The 19842-nt window shown below is 60.6% G+C and carries 15 protein-coding genes; 10 read left to right on the top strand and 5 right to left on the bottom strand.

Translation table 11 applies throughout. The annotated features are described in order from the left end of the window. The first annotated feature begins 67 nt into the window (after positions 1 to 67). A complete protein-coding gene (gene moaA, locus N5D61_RS04575) occupies positions 68 to 1066 on the top strand; it encodes a GTP 3',8-cyclase MoaA (protein ID WP_279891059.1) in 999 nt (332 codons plus the stop codon). Positions 1067 to 1089: 23 nt separating this feature from the next. Here moaA and pgm read toward each other — a convergent pair whose 3' ends face one another. The 5 genes from pgm to N5D61_RS04550 all read right to left on the bottom strand — a co-directional run bounded on the left by pgm (position 1090) and on the right by N5D61_RS04550 (position 10019). Beyond that, the gene (gene pgm / locus N5D61_RS04570; RefSeq protein ID WP_279891057.1) at positions 1090 to 2736 is read right to left on the bottom strand and encodes a phosphoglucomutase (alpha-D-glucose-1,6-bisphosphate-dependent); all 1647 of its coding nucleotides are present in this window, start codon (positions 2734 to 2736) and stop codon (positions 1090 to 1092) included. A 157-nt stretch (positions 2737 to 2893) separates the two neighbouring features. Further along, positions 2894 to 5134, bottom strand: coding sequence for an ATP-dependent DNA helicase (locus tag N5D61_RS04565; RefSeq protein ID WP_279891130.1), 2241 nt, complete (start codon positions 5132 to 5134; stop codon positions 2894 to 2896). Positions 5135 to 5312: 178 nt separating this feature from the next. Next, positions 5313 to 6710 (bottom strand): aminotransferase class I/II-fold pyridoxal phosphate-dependent enzyme, encoded by a 1398-nt coding sequence (locus tag N5D61_RS04560; RefSeq protein ID WP_279891055.1) that lies wholly within the window; start codon positions 6708 to 6710, stop codon positions 5313 to 5315. Positions 6711 to 6800: 90 nt separating this feature from the next. Beyond that, the gene (locus N5D61_RS04555; RefSeq protein ID WP_279891053.1) at positions 6801 to 8306 is read right to left on the bottom strand and encodes a hypothetical protein; all 1506 of its coding nucleotides are present in this window, start codon (positions 8304 to 8306) and stop codon (positions 6801 to 6803) included. A gap of 678 nt (positions 8307 to 8984) precedes the next feature. After that, a complete protein-coding gene (locus N5D61_RS04550; RefSeq protein WP_108239706.1) occupies positions 8985 to 10019 on the bottom strand; it encodes a zinc-dependent alcohol dehydrogenase family protein in 1035 nt (344 codons plus the stop codon). Positions 10020 to 10484: 465 nt separating this feature from the next. Here N5D61_RS04550 and N5D61_RS04545 point away from each other — a divergent pair, with 465 nt between their 5' ends. From N5D61_RS04545 to N5D61_RS04505, 9 genes are all read left to right on the top strand, one after another. Continuing rightward, positions 10485 to 11399 (top strand): LysR family transcriptional regulator, encoded by a 915-nt coding sequence (locus tag N5D61_RS04545; protein WP_108239707.1) that lies wholly within the window; start codon positions 10485 to 10487, stop codon positions 11397 to 11399. Between the two features lie 346 nt (positions 11400 to 11745). Next, complete coding sequence (gene hxsD, locus N5D61_RS04540; RefSeq protein WP_279891051.1) at positions 11746 to 12045, top strand: His-Xaa-Ser system protein HxsD; 300 nt, start codon at positions 11746 to 11748, stop codon at positions 12043 to 12045. Then, on the top strand, positions 12042 to 13529 hold the full coding sequence (gene hxsB / locus N5D61_RS04535) for a His-Xaa-Ser system radical SAM maturase HxsB (protein WP_279891050.1): 1488 nt from the start codon (positions 12042 to 12044) through the stop codon (positions 13527 to 13529). The genes hxsD and hxsB overlap by 4 nt, the downstream gene beginning before the upstream one ends. Further along, on the top strand, positions 13529 to 14764 hold the full coding sequence (gene hxsC / locus N5D61_RS04530; protein ID WP_279891048.1) for a His-Xaa-Ser system radical SAM maturase HxsC: 1236 nt from the start codon (positions 13529 to 13531) through the stop codon (positions 14762 to 14764). Before hxsB ends, hxsC begins: the two co-directional genes overlap by 1 nt. After that, the gene (gene hxsA, locus N5D61_RS04525) at positions 14761 to 15369 is read left to right on the top strand and encodes a His-Xaa-Ser repeat protein HxsA (RefSeq protein ID WP_279891046.1); all 609 of its coding nucleotides are present in this window, start codon (positions 14761 to 14763) and stop codon (positions 15367 to 15369) included. The genes hxsC and hxsA overlap by 4 nt, the downstream gene beginning before the upstream one ends. Before the next feature lie 50 nt (positions 15370 to 15419). Beyond that, entirely contained in the window at positions 15420 to 15833 is a 414-nt protein-coding gene (locus N5D61_RS04520; RefSeq protein ID WP_279891044.1) for a hypothetical protein, read from the top strand. Between the two features lie 217 nt (positions 15834 to 16050). Continuing rightward, the gene (gene msrA, locus N5D61_RS04515) at positions 16051 to 16557 is read left to right on the top strand and encodes a peptide-methionine (S)-S-oxide reductase MsrA (RefSeq protein ID WP_108239710.1); all 507 of its coding nucleotides are present in this window, start codon (positions 16051 to 16053) and stop codon (positions 16555 to 16557) included. A gap of 530 nt (positions 16558 to 17087) precedes the next feature. After that, positions 17088 to 18461, top strand: coding sequence for an LLM class flavin-dependent oxidoreductase (locus tag N5D61_RS04510; protein ID WP_279891041.1), 1374 nt, complete (start codon positions 17088 to 17090; stop codon positions 18459 to 18461). 42 nt (positions 18462 to 18503) lie between these two features. Beyond that, on the top strand, positions 18504 to 19730 hold the full coding sequence (locus N5D61_RS04505) for an acyl-CoA dehydrogenase family protein (protein ID WP_279891038.1): 1227 nt from the start codon (positions 18504 to 18506) through the stop codon (positions 19728 to 19730). Positions 19731 to 19842: the final 112 nt, after the last annotated feature.

Here is a 19842-nt window from a genome sequence, read left to right as displayed (position 1 = left end):
GCCATGTGCTTCGTCCGTTCATAGCACGACGCCTGATCTGCCACGCAACACGCTGCCGAGAAAACGCATGTCCAACCGGGTTTTGATAGACGGCTATTCACGCAAAGTCGATTACGTTCGATTGTCGGTGACCGACCGTTGTGATTTTCGTTGCGTGTATTGCATGGCCGAAGAGATGACCTTTCTGCCGCGCCAACAGATTCTGTCGCTGGAGGAAATCCAGCAGATCGCCGAACGGTTCGTCGCGCTGGGCACGAAAAAGATCCGCCTGACCGGCGGCGAGCCGCTGGTCCGTTCGGGAATCGTAGGGCTGTGCAAGAACATTGCTGCCCTCCCCGGGCTGCGCGAATTGTGCATGACCACCAATGGGTCGCAACTGGACAAGCTCGCCGCGCCGCTGTTCGAGGCCGGGCTCAAGCGCCTCAACATCAGCCTGGACAGCCTGGACCCGGAGCGTTTCAAAGCCCTGACCCGCACCGGTGACCTGTCGAAGGTCATCGCCGGGATCGACGCCGCCAACGCTGCCGGGTTCACCCGAACCAAGCTCAACTGCGTGGTGATGCAGGGGCGTAACGACCACGAAATCAACGATCTGGTCGCCTTTGCCATCGACCGAGGGCTGGACATCACCTTCATCGAGGAAATGCCGCTGGGGGTGATCAGCGAGCACAGTCGCGCCGAGTCGTTTTTTTCCAGCGAGCAGGTGCGCGACCGCATTGCCGAGCGCTACACGCTCGTCCACTCTACCGAGTCGACTCAAGGGCCGTCACGCTACTGGCGAATCGCGGAAGCGCCGGATATCCGCGTGGGCTTCATTTCCCCGCACAGCCACAACTTCTGCGCCACCTGCAATCGCGTGCGGGTGACGGTCGAAGGGCGCTTGCTACTGTGCCTGGGCAATGAGCATTCGGCGGACCTCAAGGCGGTCCTCAGGGCCAACCCCGGCCAACCGGAAAAGCTGGAGACCGCCATTGTCGAGGCCATGAAGCTCAAGCCCTACCGGCACACCTTCGAAATCAACGACGATGTGCAGGTCGTGCGCTTCATGAACATGACCGGCGGCTGACGCCGGCCCCGTTCCCTGGTGGCTTACTTCGGCGCGATCGCAGCGTCGACCAGCACCTGCGCTTCGGCCACCAGACGCTTGAGGTGCTCCTCGCCCTTAAAGCTCTCGGCGTAGATTTTGTAGATGTCCTCGGTCCCGGACGGACGCGCCGCAAACCAGCCGTTTTCAGTCATGACTTTCAAACCGCCGATGGCCTGATCGTTGCCTGGCGCCTTGCTGAGAATCTGCTGGATCTTCTCGCCCGCCAGTTCGGTGGACGTCACCTGCTCCGGCGACAGCTTGCTCAGCAACGCCTTCTGCTCGAAATTGGCCTTGGCCTCCACGCGAGTGGACACGGGTTCACCCAGTTCGTCGGTCAACGCCTTGTACACCTCGCTCGGATCGCGGCCCTTGCGCGCACGAATCTCGGCCGCCAGCAGGGAGGGAATCAAACCATCCTTGTCGGTGCTCCAGACCGAGCCGTCGCGGCGCAGGAACGACGCGCCTGCACTTTCCTCGCCACCGAAGCCGAGCGAGCCTTCGAACAAGCCCTCGGCGAAGAATTTGAAGCCGACCGGCACTTCGTAGAGGCGACGACCCAGACGCTGGGTCACGCGGTCGATCATGCCGCTGCTGACAACGGTCTTGCCGACGGCGGCATCGGCGCGCCATTCAGGGCGATTCTGGAACAGGTAATCGATCGCCACCGCCAAGTAATTGTTCGGCGCCAGCAGGCCCCCGGTGGGCGTCACGATGCCATGCCGGTCATGATCCGGGTCGCAGGCGAAGGCCACCTGGAAGCGATCCTTCAACCCGATCAGGCCTTGCATGGCGTAATTCGAGGATGGGTCCATGCGGATCTTGCCGTCCCAGTCGACGCTCATGAAGCGGAAGGTCGGATCGACATGCTGGTTCACCACCTCCAGATTCAGGCCGTAGTGCTCGCCAATCGCCGACCAGTAACGCACGCCCGCGCCGCCCAGCGGATCGACGCCCAGCCGCAGACCGGCACCGCGGATGGCGTCCATGTCGATGACGTTTTTCAGGTCCGCGACGTAGGTGTTGAGGTAGTCATGCCGGTGGGTGGTCGCCGCACGCAGCGCCTTTTCATGGCTCATGCGGCTGACACCGACGATCTTCTCGGCCAGCAGCTCGTTCGCCTTGTTCTCGATCCACTTGGTGATGTGCGAATCGGCCGGGCCGCCATTGGGCGGGTTGTATTTGAAACCGCCGCTCTCCGGTGGGTTGTGCGACGGGGTGATGACGATGCCGTCGGCAAGGCCCGAAGTGCGGCCTTTGTTGTAGCAAATGATCGCGTGGGACACGGCCGGAGTGGGCGTGTATTCATCGCCTTCAGAGATCATCACGTTGACGCCATTGGCCGCCAGCACTTCCAGCGCCGAGGCCGCAGCGGGCGTAGACAGCGCGTGGGTGTCGGCCCCAAGAAACAGGGGGCCGTCGATGCCATGGGCCTGACGGTACAGGCAGATGGCCTGACTGATCGCAAGTACGTGCCATTCGTTGAAGCTCAAGTCGAACGAGCTGCCACGATGGCCGGAGGTACCAAAGGAAACCCGCTGGGTCGGCACCGAGGCATCGGGCTGCCCGGTGTAATACGCCGTGACCAGACGAGGAAGATCGACCAGCAATTCTGCAGGCGCCAGTTTGCCCGCGAATGGACTGATACTCATGCGAAACCTCCGTGGATGGGAAAGCCAGAAAACATTAGGTGAGAAAGTAGACCGTTGTGCGGCAGTTTACTGGCAGTTGGACCGCCCTGCTTGGGTATCGATCCGTAAACCCTTGAGTCGATTGTCCGCCCCGCCCCGCTGGACGAAAGCGCCTTGGTCACAGCGCCCACCAGGCGGGCAAGAGCTTCTGAATCCGAGCCTCGGCAAAACGGTCGTCGATCAGCATCACCACACCTCGGTCCTCCTGACCGCGAATCACTCGCCCCGCCGCTTGCACCACCTTCTGCAGGCCGGGGTAGAGGTAGGTGTAGTCGTAACCGGCCCCGAACAATTGGCCCATGCGCTGTTTGAACTGCTCGTTGACCGGATTCAACTGCGGCAGCCCCAAGGTTGCGATAAAGGCGCCGATCAATCGCGCTCCAGGCAGGTCGATGCCCTCTCCGAACGCGCCGCCCAGCACCGCGAAACCGATGCCTCGGCTGTCCGGCGTGAACCGGTCGATGAACTGCTGGCGATCCGACTCGGCCATCCCGCGGGCCTGCTGCCACAGCGGAACGTCCGGACAGGTCGCCTGCATCAGCTCGGCCACCTGTTGCAAGTAATCAAAGCTGCTGAAAAAGGCCAGATAGTTGCCAGGCTTGGCGGTGAACTGCTCGGCGAGCAATCCAACGATGGGCATGAGTGAAGCCTGCCGATGGTTGAAGCGGGTGGAGATGCGGCTGACGATGCGCACTTCCAATTGCTCACCCTGGAACGGCGACGCAACATCGATCCACGCCGTATCGTCCGGCAAACCCAGCAGGTCGCGGTAAAAATGCCGAGGATTGAGGGTCGCGGAAAACAGCACAGTGCTGCGGGCGGCGGTCAGGCGGGGCCGCAGAAAACCGGCAGGGACCACATTGCGCAGGGTCAGTCGCGAGAGGGTCTTGCGGTTGCCGAGTTCGCGCTTGCCGATGTCGAAGAGGAAATGCTCGTCGAACAATTCGCCAATCCGAGCGAACTGGATGGCTTCGAAGTAGAAACTCTGCAACTCGCCATGGGCCGCCTGCGGATGATCATTGAAATAGTCACCCATCGCGGCGATGCACTGATTCAAGCGATTGAGAAACGCTGAAGGTGTCGCGGCATACGCCTGATACGGCGCAACCTGTGCTTTGTGCAGCGCGTTCCATTCGCGGTTGAGCCGTTGCAACGGCTGCTTCAACGCTTCGGGGGCACTGGCCCGAACCTGATTGAAGGCGTACTGGTCAAGCCCCGCGCTGTACATCTGCCGCGCACGCTCGACCATGTTGTGGGCTTCGTCCACCAGCACCGCAACGCGCCATTGATTGAGCTGACAGAGGCCGAACAGCAGACCGTTGAGGTCAAAGTAGTAGTTGTAATCGGCGATCACCACATCGGCCCAGCGGGCCAGCTCCTGGCTGAGGTAATACGGGCACACCTGATGCTGCAGCGCCACCTCTCGCACGCCTGCGCGATCGAGCCCCCGTTGCGCCAGCGCCGCGCTGCGCGCCGCCGGCAAGCGATCATAAAAACCTTTGGCCAGTGGGCAGGAATCCCCATTGCAGGCCTGGGTGGGGTATTCACATGCCTTGTCGCGAGCCACCATCTCCAGGACCCGCAGTTGCACCGCCGGCGCAGATTCACCGATGACGCGCAGAGCTTCGAGCGCCAGTTGGCGTCCGGGCGTCTTGGCGGTGAGAAAGAACACCTTGTCGAGCTTCTGGCGCGGAGTCGCCTTGAGCATCGGGAAGACCGTGCCGATGGTCTTCCCTATTCCGGTGGGCGCCTGGGCCATCAGGCAACGCCCGGTGCTGACCGCCTTGTACACCGACTCGGCCAGCTCACGCTGGCCGCTGCGAAAATCCAGGTGGGGAAACTTCAACTCGTTGAGGGCGTGGTTGCGCGCCTGGACGTGGGCCAATTCCTGACGGGCCCATGCCAGGAAGCGCTCACAGTGAGCATCGAAGAAAGCGTGCAACTCTTCGGCGCCGCAGCGCTGCGTCAGCAGGGTTTCCTGTTCGGTGACAATGTTGAAATAGACCAGCGCGACGTCGATCTCGGTCAGTTGCAATTGCTGACAGAGCAGCCAGGCATAGACTTTCGCTTGGGCCCAGTGCAGTTGCCGATGATTGGTCGGCAGGTTGTCGAGATCGCCCCGGTAGGTCTTGACCTCGTCCAGACGGTTGAGCGCAGGGTCATAGCCGTCCGCTCTGCCCTTCACAGACAGTTCGTGAAAACGCCCGGCCAGTGACACTTCGGCCCGATAGCCCTCACCGCGCCGCGCCGCCACGATGCGGTGGCCGGCGATGCCTTCCTGAGCGGTAGGAGATGGGGTGAAACGCAGGTCCAGGTCACCGGCCTTGGCCGTGAACTCGCACAAGGCGCGTACGGCGATGCAATATTCGCCCGGCGCATCAATCGCCGACAGGCTGGACGGGGTGTCACCGGGAGGCTGGGAAACGATGGAAGTCACTGCAGAAAAGGGCCGACGCGCTGAAATACTGGACAGGCATACAGATACCAGTGGCAGGCCCTTCGTGGCAAACGGAATTGGATCGACGGCGCCCGTCGCGCTACGGAATTCGCTCCTGGGCCAACGCGTTTTTGACGATCACCAGCGTGGACTCGATGTCGTGTCCCCAATCGGCCGCCACGCTCAGGCACAGGCTCTGCCGATGCAGCCCGCGGACGCTGAACAACTCCCCCGGCGCAATGACGATGCGCTGCTCCAGCAACCGTTCGAACACGCGTGCCATGTCCACGCGGGACTGACAGTCCAGCCACAGGGTGGCCCCGCCCTGAGGCTGGAGGAACCGCACCTCTTCGCCCAGGAAATGGCTGACCAACGCGGTGAGTCGGTGCATGCGTTCGTCGAGGGCCTCGCGCAGCCCTTGCAGGTGTTGGCCGAGTTGGCCGGAACCGAACAAGCGGGCGATGGCCTTCTGCCGAATCGGAGGCAAACGGAATGAGCGCAACAGGAGTTGCTGATGCCACAGCGAACGGGAGTGACGGCTCAGCAGATAGCCGAACGGCGCTTCCAGGCCGATGGTCTTGTCGAATGCGCCGAGAATCAACAAGCGCTGTGGATCGATCAGGTCGCGCAGGGGGGCGCCGTGGTCGGGTTCACAGAGGCCGCCATGGCTGTCATCCTCGACGACCCAGACGACCCGCCGATTCAGCACCTGGGCCACTTGCTCGAGCGCTGCCTGACTGCGAGCACGCCCGCGTAGCGGCGTCATACGCGATGCCAGGATAACCATCTTGACGTCGTGGCCGGTCAGCAAGGCATCCAATGCGTCTGTGTCCACCTCACCGTCGGCCGGGTTCTCCCACTCGATCACGCGGATGCCGAACGACTGCAGCGTGCGCAACAGACTCCAGCCGCAGGGGGTTTCCACCAGCACGGCACAGTCGCGCAGCTGCAGGGCATTGAGCACGGTTTTCAGCACGCCGGTCTTGTCCGGCCCCATGAAGACGTTGTCCGGGTGCCAACAGGAGGCCGTCGACGAGGTGTAATGCGCTGCCAACGCCGTGCGCAACTCGATGTCACCGAATGGTTGGAATCGCGGATCGGGCTGGCAGGGGTAATGGCGCATCAGGTCGCGTTCGACACTCAGCAAGGTGCTGTCCAGCGATTGCAGCAGAGTCGGCTCGTCAGCGCCGAACACGAACATGTCGGGCCGACGGGCGCTGGCCTGATAGCGCTCCAGCAGCCCCTCGCCTTCACATTGAATGTCATTGCTGGGCTGTGGCAGCGCGTAATACCCGGATTTGGGCACCGAGCAGATCCGCCCTTCTTTTTCCAACAGGGCGTAGGCGTTCTGCACCGTTGAAATCGAGACGCGCAGCCGTCGGGCCAGTAAGCGTAGGGAGGGTAATTTTACCGCAGGGCCCTGGGGCAACTCATTGGTCAGTCTCGACAGGTAGCGATACACCTTCTGATAAGCGAAATCGGTCTTGTTGTGTTGCATCGGACACACCCCATCCATGCGCAAGTCGCAGGGTCATTGAGAGGAAACACAGTGAGCGCCCGCATCGGCGTCACCTCTGGAAGGCACCGGTCAGCGACCGGAGATCAGCTCACGCACCGGCTCGCCGGTAACGGGATCAAGGGTCATGATGCGGCCCTTGTCCGGGTCACTGGCCCGCACCCGGGCGATCACCGAATGGGCGTCGTCGAAATCCACGTGGGATCTGCCGTAGAGGTTTTGCAGCCCCTTCAGACTCAGCCCGCTCACCTCGACCAGCCACTGGGTCACCTGATCCGGCGCGGGCTCGCCGGACAACGCCTTGTGCAAATCGACCAGCGCAATCAGCATCCCCGGGTGACAGCGGCGCAAAAAACTCTCCAGGCGCACCCCGCCTTCCACGAAAGGCGCGAACAGCAGGCACACCAATTGAACCTCGCTCAGCCCGAATGCCTCCTGGGCATAGCCGTCGGCCAGTGCCCGCCGTGCTTCGATTCGCTCCGGTCCTTCGTAAGCGGCCATGGCCTGCGTGATCAGGCGCTTGGGCATGCGCTTGCGGCGCATCATTTTCGCCGCCAGTTCGAGGTACTCGGCGATACCGTCGGCGTATTCGCGGCCCTGAATGAACGCCGCCTTCAGCCCGCGCATGTGAGCCATCAGCAGCGGGTTGGCACAATCGGACTCACTGAAACTGAACGCGAGATCGTCGAAGCGGAAATCCAGAAAGTCCGTCAGCAACGCCCAGCGTTCCTCCAGCCGGAAGCCGATGAGATCGGCGATCGTCAGGAACGTCGGCGCCTGCCGTTTGTTCGGAGGGTACAGCGGCCGGGAGACAAGCGCGTTCGCTGTCGGCTCCTCCCCATACAAAGCCTGATAGTAGCGGCGACCTACCCGATCGAGGGTGCGCAACGCGGCGCTGAAACTCAGGGTGTGCCACTGCTCGATGGCCTCGCCATTGCCTTGTGCCAGGCGCATTGCCCACGTGGCGTACTGTTTCTGCTCCCTGAGGGAATCGCCACTGAGTACGGCATCCACCCCTTCGCCCCAGGAGACGGCGCGGCCCAGGAATTCGGCCATGCCCAGGTAACAGCTGTTGCAGAACGTCGTGCGGGCATCCCCTTGCGTGAGGTGCCCACCCAAGAGCATATCGGAGCGGCTCTGTTCGCGCCCCATCGTCGAAAAGGGCAAGTCCGGCTCGAAGGCACGAACGGCGTGGTGATCGACGACGAGCAACTCCACCCTGGGATCATCGTGCAGGAATAACGCCGAGTAACACCGATGGATGTTCGCCATGACGGCCGAGGTCATGCCAGCGTGGCGCATCGTCGCCAGTCGCAGCTTGAACGTCACCGGCGCTCGCCCGGCGATGCTCAACTGCGCCGCCCGCAGAAGCGCGACGGTGTACGCGCTGTCCTTGCCGCCGCTGAACGCGACCAGAATGCGATAGTCGCCGATACGTTCAATACCGCCCGCAGCCACGAGCAACCGCTGAATCAACAATTGGAGTGCGGTGCGTTCGGCGCGATTGAAATAACTCAGCAGGCGCTGCAACACTTGTTGATAGACATAATTCATTGCCTGTTCGTGTAGAGAACTCATAACCACTTACCTGATATGTTCGGTCCGGCGACACGTTCATCGTCAATCATTAATCATGACGTTGCCTGTCAATGACTTACCTTGCTGATCGTCTCATTCAACCTTGTCGCGGTCGCTCAACCGCTGCCGGCCCTGGCAACCCGCATTGAATAAGCGCCATGGGGTATCGCCGGCATTCCAGCAATGGAAAAAGGACGGGCAATGCATATCGATCAGCTGACGCAAGCGAGGGCTCAGGAATGACGATCGCATTACCGGCGGTCAAGAAGAACGGCACGTGCCATATTGAAGTCGGCCGGAATAACGAAGAGGGCATGACTCGTTCCTTGAGTGTTCTGTACGCCGTCATTATCGAAAGCGAATACCGCAATTACAAGATACAGATATTCAACACTTTCCCTGTCAGCTATTCATTCACTAAACAGCACGACAAACAATGCTGTTTATAAAATGTTCTTAATAAGGAAGTATTGCGCTGATGGGCCGAACTGGCGTCTGCCGTGTTTAATCATTAAAACGCGATAAACAAAAAAGCCTTCCTGAGCAGTCGGGAAGGCTTTGTCGGAGAGTACGTGGCCGAAAAATGATGGGGCGGACACCCTGAATCGGTGACCGGATCCTTTACGTCGACGCCTGGCCAGCGGCGCCGCACCTTTTACCCAGCGCGGTCAATTGCGCTCAGGCCGATTCGACCTCTACCACCACACGACCACCCACGGGGCAGCCATCCATCACACGGTGCGCTTCCACGATCTGCTCGAAGGGGAAGACTTTAGTCAGTTGCGGCAACAGCAGTTTGTCCCGGGTCAGCTCGTTGATCTTCACCAAGGCGCGCTCGACCGCTTCCTTGTCCTGAGGAATACCCAGTTCAGGCTTGCCAGTGAAGTTACCCACGCAGTGAACGAAGAACTGAATGTTTTTCTGGAACGCGGCACAGGCCGGGAACTGAACCTGGTTACCGCCTTGCAAGCCATAGAGGATCAGGCTGCCACGCGGTGCGAGGACATCACCCAAAATGGACATCTGCGGGCCACCGAGACCGTCGAGGACCACGTCCACACCGCGCTTGTCGGTGTATTTGTTGACCGCCATCAGCAGGTCCTGCTCTTCGGTCACCACGACTTTGTCGGCCCCGAGCGAGGTCAAGTACTTGCGAGCCGTGCCCTCTTCGTCGTCGGTCTTGATGGCGGCAATCACCTTCAAGCCCAGCGCCTTGCCCAATTGCAGAAAGGCCGGGCCCGCGCAGTGCCCCGCATCGGTGACCAATGCGACCTGACCTTCCTTCACCCGCGCCAGCTCGGCGTAGGCAAAATAGGCCACCAGCATCGGGGTGTAATGCACCGCTGCCTGATGGGGGGTGAGGATGTCCGGGTATTTGGTCACGGACGTGCGCGGCAGCACGATGTGCTCGCCGTAGACCGGGTGTACGTTAGGGTTGGCGGATGGAAAGCTGGCAACCTTGTCACCTACGTTCAGATCATTCACGCCGTCGCCGACAGCGGTGATCACGCCCGCCATCTCGGAACCCAGGCCAGCCGGCAGTTGCGCTTGGGAGGAAGCCAGATTTTGACGCCACAGCACGTCGTACCAGGTGACGCCGATTGCCTGGACGCGCACTTGCACCTCTCCGGGTGCGGGCTGCGCGACGGGCAGCTCTTCGATTTTGAGCACCTCGGCCGGGCCGAACTGATGAAAACGGATCGTGCGGGACATTTCGAACCTCGCCTTATGAACCTTGATGCCATGAACTCTATCCGGGCGCTGCCGGTAACACTATCAGTGGCTATTAATAGTCGACATGCCTGTCATCGATTCTGTTGTTGCCGGGCGTTCATTAGATAACCATCGAACGCTCCGTTATTCAAGGCGCTCATTGTTGTTGGCTGCCCTCGACATTGCAACCCGAGGGGCGACTTCCGGATGAATGCCCGCTCCCCGAGGGACTGAAACGCCCCGTGACCGGCGTTCGGCAACGCTGACACCTCAGTGGATCGTCTGGGCGGGCTCAAGGTTCAGCCCGTATTATCGACGGTCGTGATAGCTAACACGTTTGTATGCTTGCAGATGAATTCAACGGTGTGGAGAATCGGCATTTACCCGTAGTATGCGTTTCCGAGCTGACCACAGGCTGCCGTCCTGGCCGTCAAAGTATCGACCTACGTCTCCGAGACCCCCGTCATGAACCGCAACGACCTGCGTCGCGTCGACCTCAATCTGCTCATCGTGTTCGAAACCCTGATGCATGAACGCAGCGTCACGCGCGCGGCGGAAAAGCTGTTTCTCGGCCAGCCTGCCATCAGTGCGGCCCTGTCCCGCTTGCGGGGTCTGTTCGACGATCCGCTCTTCGTGCGCACCGGTCGCAGCATGGAACCCACCGCCCGTGCGGTGGAAATCTTCGGCCTGCTCTCCCCCGCGCTGGATTCCATCTCCACCGCTGTCAGCCGCGCCGCCGATTTCGACCCGGCGACCAGCACTGCGGTGTTCCGCATTGGCCTGTCGGACGACGCGGAATTTGCGCTGCTGCCCTCCTTGCTCAAGCGCCTGCGATCCGAAGCCCCCGGCATCGTGCTGGTGGTGCGTCGCACCAACTACATCCTGATGCCCTCGCTGCTGTCGTCCGGCGAAATTTCCATTGGCGTCAGCTACACCGACGACCTGCCCGCCAACGCCAAGCGCAAGGTCCTGCGCCGCAGCAAACCCAAGCTACTGCGCGCCGACTCGATGCCTGGTCCGATCACGTTGGACGACTTCTGCGCACGGCCCCACGCGCTGGTGTCCTTCGCCGGGGACCTGGGCGGCTTCATCGACGAGTACCTGGAAAAAGTCGGCCGCAAGCGCCACGTGGTCCTGGCGGTCCCGCAGTTCAATGGCCTGGCAACTTTGATTTCCGGCACCGACATCGTCGCGACCGTGCCGGATTACGCCGCCGACGTCCTCACCGCAGCGGGCGGCGTCCGCGCCGAAGAAGTCCCATTGGAAACCCGCACCTTCGAACTGCACATGGCCTGGCGCGGCTCCCAGGACAACGACCCCGGCGAGCGTTGGTTACGGTCGCGCATTCAGATGTTTTTTGGGGATCCTGACAGTCTGTAGGTGTTGTCGGATGGGCTGTTCGGCTGATCATTTCTGCCTTTCCACAAACCATGGGGGCCCATTTACTTCCAGTGGATTGCTACATTGGGCCATATCTGAGGGCATGTTTTAGATGGTTTGAAAAGGATGCCCCCAGTCTAAGGCCAAGCAGGGTATACATGACGATGGGTGGGCTGAGGGAGATATTAACCCGCGACCCTATCCCCGTCTCAATGATCGAGCCGTAGTGAGCTCACCGCCCACCACGCTTAACAATTGCGTGCAAATGTAAAAAATTAAGATGGCATAATGCCTCGTCCACCGGCAAAATCCCCATGCTCCCAACGGATTTGAAGGATCGGTTCCGATGACATGGCCAGTCACGCTGAAACTTGACAGCGCAGCCTACCCGCTCAGCGTGGTACAACGCGCTGCTTATTCCCTGGCCGACACTGTCACGATCCAGGTCGGTATTGAAGTTAATCAGATAAGCCTCACAGCCCATCCCGTTGAATCAAGGCTAGTGCTCTCCCCGGTGCAGGCTCACTCGCTGATCCTCCAGCACCTGAACGACTTCGCCCTACGCGACCATATCCACCGCGAAACAGCAGGGTTGCGCGAAGTCCTGGCCCGAGCCGCGCTCGCTGGATGTGGGATTTCCAAGTGAAACTGATTGCGACAGACGCCAAGCACTACCGCTTGCTGCCGTTTCGATTCATGCGCATGAACACGGGAAATAACCGCGACATTCTCCTCACCTCTGATACCGGTGAGTACATGCACGTGAACGACGCGCAATTACAAGCTCTCACTTACTTCGACGTTCAAGCAAGCACGCCTTTTTACAAAGACTTGCTGGCCCGCCACTTTATCTACGAACCAGGCCGCCACGACCCGCTCCCGGAAATGGCTGCGCAGTATCGCAGCCGCAAGGACTTCCTCTTCCAGGGCCCTGCATTGCACTTGTTCGTGGTTACATTGCGCTGCAACCACACCTGCCAATACTGCCAAGTGTCCCGGGCCCCTCTGGGAGGATCCGGCCACGATCTGTCGGAAGCGGATGCACAGGCGGCGGTCGATCGCCTGTTCGAATCGAACGCTCCCGCCCTGACTGTGGAGTTTCAGGGTGGCGAGCCGCTTTTGGCCTTCGAGCGCGTCCGCCAGATTGTCGAATGGATCGTTGAAAGGAACGTGGTCGAACAACGGGATATCCAGTTCGTCATAACCACCACACTGCACCACCTGACGGAGGAAATACTCGACTTCGCAGAACAAAATCGCATCCAGTTTTCGACCTCGCTCGATGGCCTGGCGCTCTTGCACAATGCCAACCGCCCCACCCCGTCACGAGACTCCTACGAACGCACTGTAAAAGGTATCCAATGGGTCCGTGAGCGCCTTGGCCATGATGTAGTTTCCGCGCTGACCACGCTGACTTCAAGAAGCCTCGAACAACCTGAAGCGATCATCGATGAGTATGTAAGCCAAGGCTTCTCCAGCATCTCGCTTCGGCCTCTAAGCCCTTATGGGTTTGCTACCAAGAGTGCCCATCGACTTGACTACCCTATTGAGCGATACCTGGCCTTCTACAAGAAAGCACTGGCCTATTTGCTGCATATCAACCAACAAGGTGTATACCTCTCAGAGAGTTATACGAGCTTGTTGCTGAAGAATATCCTGACACCCTTCTCCTCCGGCTATGTAGACCTGCGCTCCCCTGCTGGCGCAGGCACTGCAGCGCTGGTTTACAACTATGACGGTTACGTCTATCCCTCGGACGAAGCCCGAATGTTGCTGGAGATGGGTGAAGACGGCTTGAGGCTCGGCACGGTGCAGCAACCCTTGTATGAATTACTCGCATCGCCCGTCATGAACGCGTTGCTCGCCAGTGGTGTAGCAGAGGCGCTGCCAGGCTGCTCCGACTGCGCACTTGTTCCGTACTGTGGTGCTGACCCCGTCGAACACTATGCCCGCCAAGCTGACCCGATCGGACACCGAGTGTTCAGCAGCTTCTGCAAGAAGAACATGGGGCTGCTGAAGCATCTTTTCGGCCTGCTTTGCGATGGCGACGACAACGTGCAGAGGGTGCTGCTGTCTTGGTTGAGCAGGCGCTCTTATAACGATGTCCGGTTTCCGGGTTTTAGGGGCTGATGGAGATGCTGCGCAAAGATACCCAATTCGAAATCCATCACCTGGATGAGCCGAAACTACTCAAGGTCATCACTCTGGATGAGTTCATCGAACAAGGCCTGGATATTTGTGCCGGAAGCGCTGAGTTCAGCGACCTGCTGCTTTGGCTGCCAAACGAAGAACGGCTACGGAACCCGCATCTGCTCTCATTACCAGTAGGTGGGTTCCTGATCCCGGAGCCATTGATCGGCGACCTCGACAGCGCGCGGACACATCTGCACACCCCTAAAGATGCGGGTGTCGTGCAGCCCGGCGATGTCATTGCCATCACACCAGGCAACGCATTGGTGCGAGTGCTCTATCGACGGGGCTCAGACAGCAACCTGCTGTTCATGACCGATCGTTGCAACAGCCTCTGTCTAATGTGCTCACAGCCGCCCAAAGATATCGATGACCGTTGGCACATCGAGGAGAATCTACGGCTGATCGACCTAATGGACCCGGTCGAGGAAAATCTGGGAATTAGCGGCGGAGAACCAACGCTTTATCGCGACGGCTTGCTCGAAATCCTGGCCAAGTGCAAAGCCGTTTTGCCGCAGAAATCCATTCATGTGCTCAGCAACGGGCGTCTGTTCCAAGACCTGAGCTGGATCGAAGCGCTCTCTTCCATCGGCCATCCTCAGTTAAGTTGGGGCATCCCGCTGTATGCCGACAATGCCGAAGACCATGACCATGTGGTGCAGGCTCCAGGCGCGTTCAGCGAAACGCTGCAAGGTCTTTACAACCTGGCGCGTGCCAACCAGATCATCGAGATACGCGTGGTGCTCAATCGCCTGACCACGCCACGCTTGCCCGAGCTCGCCCAATACGTCTTCAGGAACTTGCCCTTCGTCCGGCACGTTGCGCTGATGGGTATCGAAAGTACCGGCCTGGCCAGGAAGAACTACGAAGAATTATGGGTTGACCCGCTGGACTATCAAGAGTCGTTGAGCCAGGCCGTGTATTTCCTGTTCAACCGCGGAGTACCGGTTTCGATCTACAACTTGCCCCTGTGCCTGATCCCAGCCCACCTCTCGCGTTTCGCCCGCCAGAGCATCTCGGACTGGAAGAACCTGTTCATCGATACCTGCCAGCAATGCGCTGCCGTCAAGCATTGCTCAGGCTTCTTCAAATCCCACACCGACCGATGGCAGAGCCGCGGCGTAAAACTATTATCGACCGAGGCCTTTAGCGCCTATGCAAGGAGTGCACAGTGAAATTGCTCGACCGCTGGAAAGTCCTGATCAGTGGGATCAGCTTGCTGCCAATGGCAGGTACCCCCCTGGCACAGGCGGGCCATCTGCCGCTCGCCGATGCGAATTGGCAACCCAACGACAAGCTACAGCCCCCGGTATTTTCCGATACGCTCAATGCGCCAGACACCGTCAACATCTATGCGGCACATCGCTCGCACAGTTCACACCGGTCCCACAGCTCGCACAGTTCTCACTACAGCGGTTCGGGTGGCTATAGCACACCTCGCTACTACAGCCCTCCCGCTACCAGTACCCGAAGCTACACCGTGCCGAGTGCTTCGAGCAGTACGGCAAGCAGCAACAGCCTTTATCAGTCGTCTGGCACTACCAGTAGGACAAGTTCGAGCACTTCAAAGAGCCGCGCGACCAATGAGCAGAAAAGCAACCTCGTCACCCGAGTGCAGACCGCACTGATGGTGCGCCAGTATTACCAAGGCACCATTGATGGGGTGATGGGCAACGCGACACGTGGTGCGTTGATGGCCTTTCAGATGGACAGTGGGCTGACGGTGAATGGCCGAATGGATACACCATCGCTGAATGCGTTGGGGATCAAGATTCCATAAGTCGATTCAGGTTAAAACTCGCGCCCGTTCAGCAACGAAGGAACTATCCCATGCAGCACATCACTCAAGTCGACAACACTCTCTGGGCATTGATCAGCCGCCTGCAAGGCAAGGAACTGCAAACACCGTCGCGTAGCGCCCGTTTCCTTATCGCGAATGTTGATGCAAATCGCGTTGTAATTGAGACCGGATCGGAAGACTCGCAGTTGGAGCTGACTCGAGCAGCTTTTCAGCAAACGTTGGACTACCTCGCCGGTAACAATCATTTCGGCGAAGCACGAGCTGTGGAAATCAGATCCAGCCATACGTACGAAAAAGCCGGCCCACTTTGCCGCGCAGCTCGTTACAGAGCAGAAGGCAGGCCGGGCCGTACCAACATCACCTACATTCTGCCGATCCTGGAGCAGTGCCAGGCAGTCGGCATCCGGTCCACCACCCCAAACAGCACTTGGCTGCTGCCCTGAACAGAAGCCCGCGCACGGCCGCGATCAGCATCCGTGGTCGCGGAAAACCTTCGCTCGCGATCATTGCACGCGGCCCGACGCGGCCTGGCTGGAAAAAACGCCGGGCGGGCTAGTAATTCGCGTGACTAATCTCCATTTAGCTAGTCTGCGCACCGTGAACCCGGCCGCTGCCCGGCCAGGCGCAGGGCGCCCATCGAGCCACAGGAAGAATTGAACCATGACCAATCGAACCGAAACCGCGCTGCTGGCTGGCGGCTGCTTCTGGGGCATGCAGGATCTGCTGCGCCGCTATCCGGGGGTGGTCTCCACGCGCGTTGGCTACTCCGGCGGCGACGTGGAGAATGCGACCTACCGCAACCATGGCACGCATGCCGAAGCCATCGAGATCGTCTTCGATCCATCTGTGTTGAGTTACCGCAAGATTCTGGAGTTCTTCTTCCAGATCCACGACCCGTCCACCGCCAACCGGCAAGGCAACGACATCGGGCTGAGCTACCGCTCGGCAATTTTCTACCTGAACGAAGAACAGAAGCAGATCGCCGAAGACACGGTGAAGGACGTCGACGCCTCGGGCCTGTGGCCCGGCAAGGTGGTGACCGAGATCAGTCCGGCCGGCGCCTTCTGGGAAGCCGAGCCCGAGCATCAGGATTATCTGGAGCGCATCCCGAACGGTTATACCTGTCACTTCATTCGCAAGGATTGGGTGTTGCCGAAGCGGTCTTGAGGCACGCCATCGATAGACGCCGTTTGATCGCGCTCACCTGTCAGAGCCGAGCAAACGGCGCCTCGTGCCTGAGCGCCGATCCTCCCGGGCAACGATGCCCACAATCGCAGCCTGCCCAGCCCAAGCGTTTCTCCAGGGCCTGCCACATCGCGCCAGCCGTTGCGCGTCCAAGTGTTTGTCCAGCAACAGTCGCCAAGCAAAACGGGTGACATTGACGCACTGCAGTCAACGCTTTTGACGGCTTCTTTTCCCTCCCCCGCCCGGTTTGCCCTTTCAAACCGCCGCCTGCCGGTCACCGGCACAGCCATTGCTATGACGCTTTGAAGCTATCGATTCGCGAACCGCTTTGTGTGTCTGCCGAGTCATTCCACGCCGCGATCGCGCAGTGGTGGTCATTCGGACGCTTCACTGCAGCGTGCCCGGCGGGTCGGGGAAGGTGTACATCGCGTTCAGCACGTTTCGCCTATCCAGCCCCGCGAGCTGTCGGTTTCGCAGCGAGCCGCCGAGCCCACGATTCCAAGGAGCCTTTCATGAGCCAACGTCCCGACACCCTCAAACTCGGCCTGTTTCTGCGGGCCACCGGGCACCATATCGCCGCATGGCGCGACAGCGGTTCGCAGGCGGACGCGGGCATCCGCCTTGACCATTTCATCGACTTGGCCCGCAAGGCAGAAGCGGCCGGTTTCGACACCCTGTTCCTGGCCGACAGTGTGTCGGTACGGGGCATCGATGCGCCGACGTTCGACCGGGTGATCGCCCCTAGCCTGAACTTCGAGCCGCTGACGCTGCTGTCGGCACTGGCCACCGTAACGTCACGCATTGGCTTGGTCGCCACTGCCAGCACCAGTTACAGCGAACCGTTCAACCTTGCGCGCCAGTTCGCTTCGCTGGACCACATCAGCGGTGGCCGGGTTGGCTGGAACCTGGTGACCAGCAGTGACCCGGATGCCGCCAAGAACTTCGGCGGGGCTGCCGAGCGGGATCAACCCGCGCACGCTGATCGCTACAGCCGAGCCAGGGAGTTCCATAAGGTGGTGAACGCGCTCTGGGACAGTTGGGAGGACGACGCCCTGCTGCTGGACAAGGCTGAAGGTGTGTTTCTGGACCGCAATAAATTGCACCTGGCTGACCACCACGGTGAGCATTTTCACGTGCGCGGACCGCTGAACGTGCTGCGGTCGCCTCAAGGCCGACCGGTGCTGGTGCAGGCCGGGGCCTCGGAAGATGGTCGCGCGCTGGCCGCTGCCACTGCCGAAGCCATCTTCGCCGCCCACCAGAGCCTGGCCGATGCCCAGGCGTTCTACAGCGACATCAAGACACGCGCCGCAGTATTGGGCCGCAAACCCGAACACATCAAGATTCTGCCGGGGGTGACCATCTTCACCGCGCCCACCTCAGCCGAAGCCCACGCCAAACACCAGCGCCTGCAAAACCTGGTGCATCCGCAGGTGGGGCTGAGCTTGCTGTCCGGACTGTTGGGCGGCATCGATCTGTCTCACCTGCCGCTGGACGGCCCCCTGCCTCAGGACCTGCCGGCCAGCAACGCCTCGAAGAGCCGACAGCAACTGATTCTGCAACTGGCGGCCGAGGGGCTGAGTATCCGTGAGCTGTACTTGCGACTGGCGGGCGCTCGCGGGCATTGGACACTGGTGGGCTCGCCCGAAGAAGTCGTCGATCAGTTGCAGGCCTGGTTCGAAGGCTATGGCGCGGACGGGTTCAACATCCTGCCACCGACATACCCGGAAGGCCTGGACGACTTCATCGCGCTGATCCTCCCTGAACTGAAGCGTCGGGGGTTGGTGCCCCAAGACGGCCCGAGTGGCAGCACCCTGCGCGAACGCCTGGGCCTGCCTCGGCCTGCACACCCGGCCACGCTGCTGCGAAGCCAGCCCGCGACCGTTTGACCCCTCACCCTATTCACTGGCCACTTGAAGAAGCGAGCGTGTATGACCCATCAAATCAACGCGGCCTGGGGCGCAGGCCCCTCGGCCAGTTATGAACAACTGGCCGAGCGCTTTCGTCCGCTGTTTGCGCACTTGCGCGAAGGAGCGATCAGCCGCGAACTGGAGCGTCGGTTGCCCATCGAAGAACTGCAATTGCTCAAAGCGTCCGGGTTCACGGCGCTGCGGGTTCCGAAGGCGTTCGGCGGTGGCGGCGTCAGCCTGCCGGAACTGACCAACTTGTTGATCGAATTGGGCGAGGCCGATTCCAACCTGGTGCAGGCGTTGCGCGGCCATATCGGCTTCATCGAAAACCTGCTCAACAGTCGCGACGAAGAGCGCCGCAAGCTGTGGTTCGAACGCCTGGTGCGTGGCGAGACCGTAGGGCCGGCCACCGGAGAGGTGGGGGCCAGCCTGCAATCGCACCTCAGTTCGAAGCTGTACCTGGACGGCGAGCAATGGCGCATCGACGGCAATAAGTTCTACACCACCGGTTGCCTATACAGCGACTGGATCGATGTCGCCGTCAGCGATCACGAGGACAAGCGCGTCTTCGTGACGGTGCGGCGCGATGCCGAAGGCGTCGAGGTGGTGGACGACTGGAACGGCTTCGGCCAGCGCCTGACCGCCAGCGGCACCACCCATGTCAGGGGCGTTGCGGTGGACACCCGCAACATCGTCAGTGTGGACGACAAATTTCAGTATGCCCCGGCCCTGTATCAGATCGTCCACTTGGCCAATCTGGCAGGCATCGGCCGTGCACTCAGCGGCGAAGTGGCCGCGGCAGTCGCCAGCCGTACCCGCAGTTTCAGCAACGGCAACGCCACGCGGGTGGCCCAGGATCCGCAAGTGCTCCAAGTGGTAGGCAGTCTGCGTGCGGCAGCCTACAGCGCCGGGGCCATCGTTCTGAAAACGGCCGAAGCGCTGGAGCGCGCCTACCAGGCCCGGCTGCACGGCGATGCAGCCCAATTGAAGCAAGCGGTCGATATCGCGGAGCTGGAGATCGCGCAGTCACAAACAGTGGTCAGCGAGCTGATTCTGGACGCGAGCACGCGGATGTTCGATGCCTTGAGTGCGTCGGCCACGCTGCGCCCTCAGGGCCTGGACCGGTTCTGGCGCAATGCCCGCACCCTGACCTCCCATAACCCTCGCATCTACAAGGATCGAATCGTCGGGGACTATGCCGTCAACGGCACTCCACCGCCCGCGCAATGGAAAATCGGCATCGCCTGAGTGCGGGCGTTCGGCTCACTCACGGGGCTGACGGCTCCCGTGTGTCGTCACGGGGGTCTGTGACGGCCATCCGGGTGCCCGATTCTGCCAAAGGAAAGGCTGGCCGGTGTCC

The organism is Pseudomonas sp. GD03842, from assembly GCF_029841165.1.
Taxonomy (GTDB): domain Bacteria; phylum Pseudomonadota; class Gammaproteobacteria; order Pseudomonadales; family Pseudomonadaceae; genus Aquipseudomonas.
This window is presented reverse-complemented; position numbering and strand designations above follow the sequence as displayed.

Coding starts and splice junctions, on each gene's coding strand:
- moaA (WP_279891059.1), top strand. CDS start 68: ATGTCCAACCGGGTTTTGATAGACGGCTATTCACGCAAAGTCGATTAC.
- pgm (WP_279891057.1), bottom strand. CDS start 2,736: ATGAGTATCAGTCCATTCGCGGGCAAACTGGCGCCTGCAGAATTGCTG.
- N5D61_RS04560 (WP_279891055.1), bottom strand. CDS start 6,710: ATGCAACACAACAAGACCGATTTCGCTTATCAGAAGGTGTATCGCTAC.
- N5D61_RS04555 (WP_279891053.1), bottom strand. CDS start 8,306: ATGAGTTCTCTACACGAACAGGCAATGAATTATGTCTATCAACAAGTG.
- N5D61_RS04550 (WP_108239706.1), bottom strand. CDS start 10,019: ATGTCCCGCACGATCCGTTTTCATCAGTTCGGCCCGGCCGAGGTGCTC.
- N5D61_RS04545 (WP_108239707.1), top strand. CDS start 10,485: ATGAACCGCAACGACCTGCGTCGCGTCGACCTCAATCTGCTCATCGTG.
- hxsD (WP_279891051.1), top strand. CDS start 11,746: ATGACATGGCCAGTCACGCTGAAACTTGACAGCGCAGCCTACCCGCTC.
- hxsC (WP_279891048.1), top strand. CDS start 13,529: ATGGAGATGCTGCGCAAAGATACCCAATTCGAAATCCATCACCTGGAT.
- N5D61_RS04520 (WP_279891044.1), top strand. CDS start 15,420: ATGCAGCACATCACTCAAGTCGACAACACTCTCTGGGCATTGATCAGC.
- msrA (WP_108239710.1), top strand. CDS start 16,051: ATGACCAATCGAACCGAAACCGCGCTGCTGGCTGGCGGCTGCTTCTGG.
- N5D61_RS04510 (WP_279891041.1), top strand. CDS start 17,088: ATGAGCCAACGTCCCGACACCCTCAAACTCGGCCTGTTTCTGCGGGCC.
- N5D61_RS04505 (WP_279891038.1), top strand. CDS start 18,504: ATGACCCATCAAATCAACGCGGCCTGGGGCGCAGGCCCCTCGGCCAGT.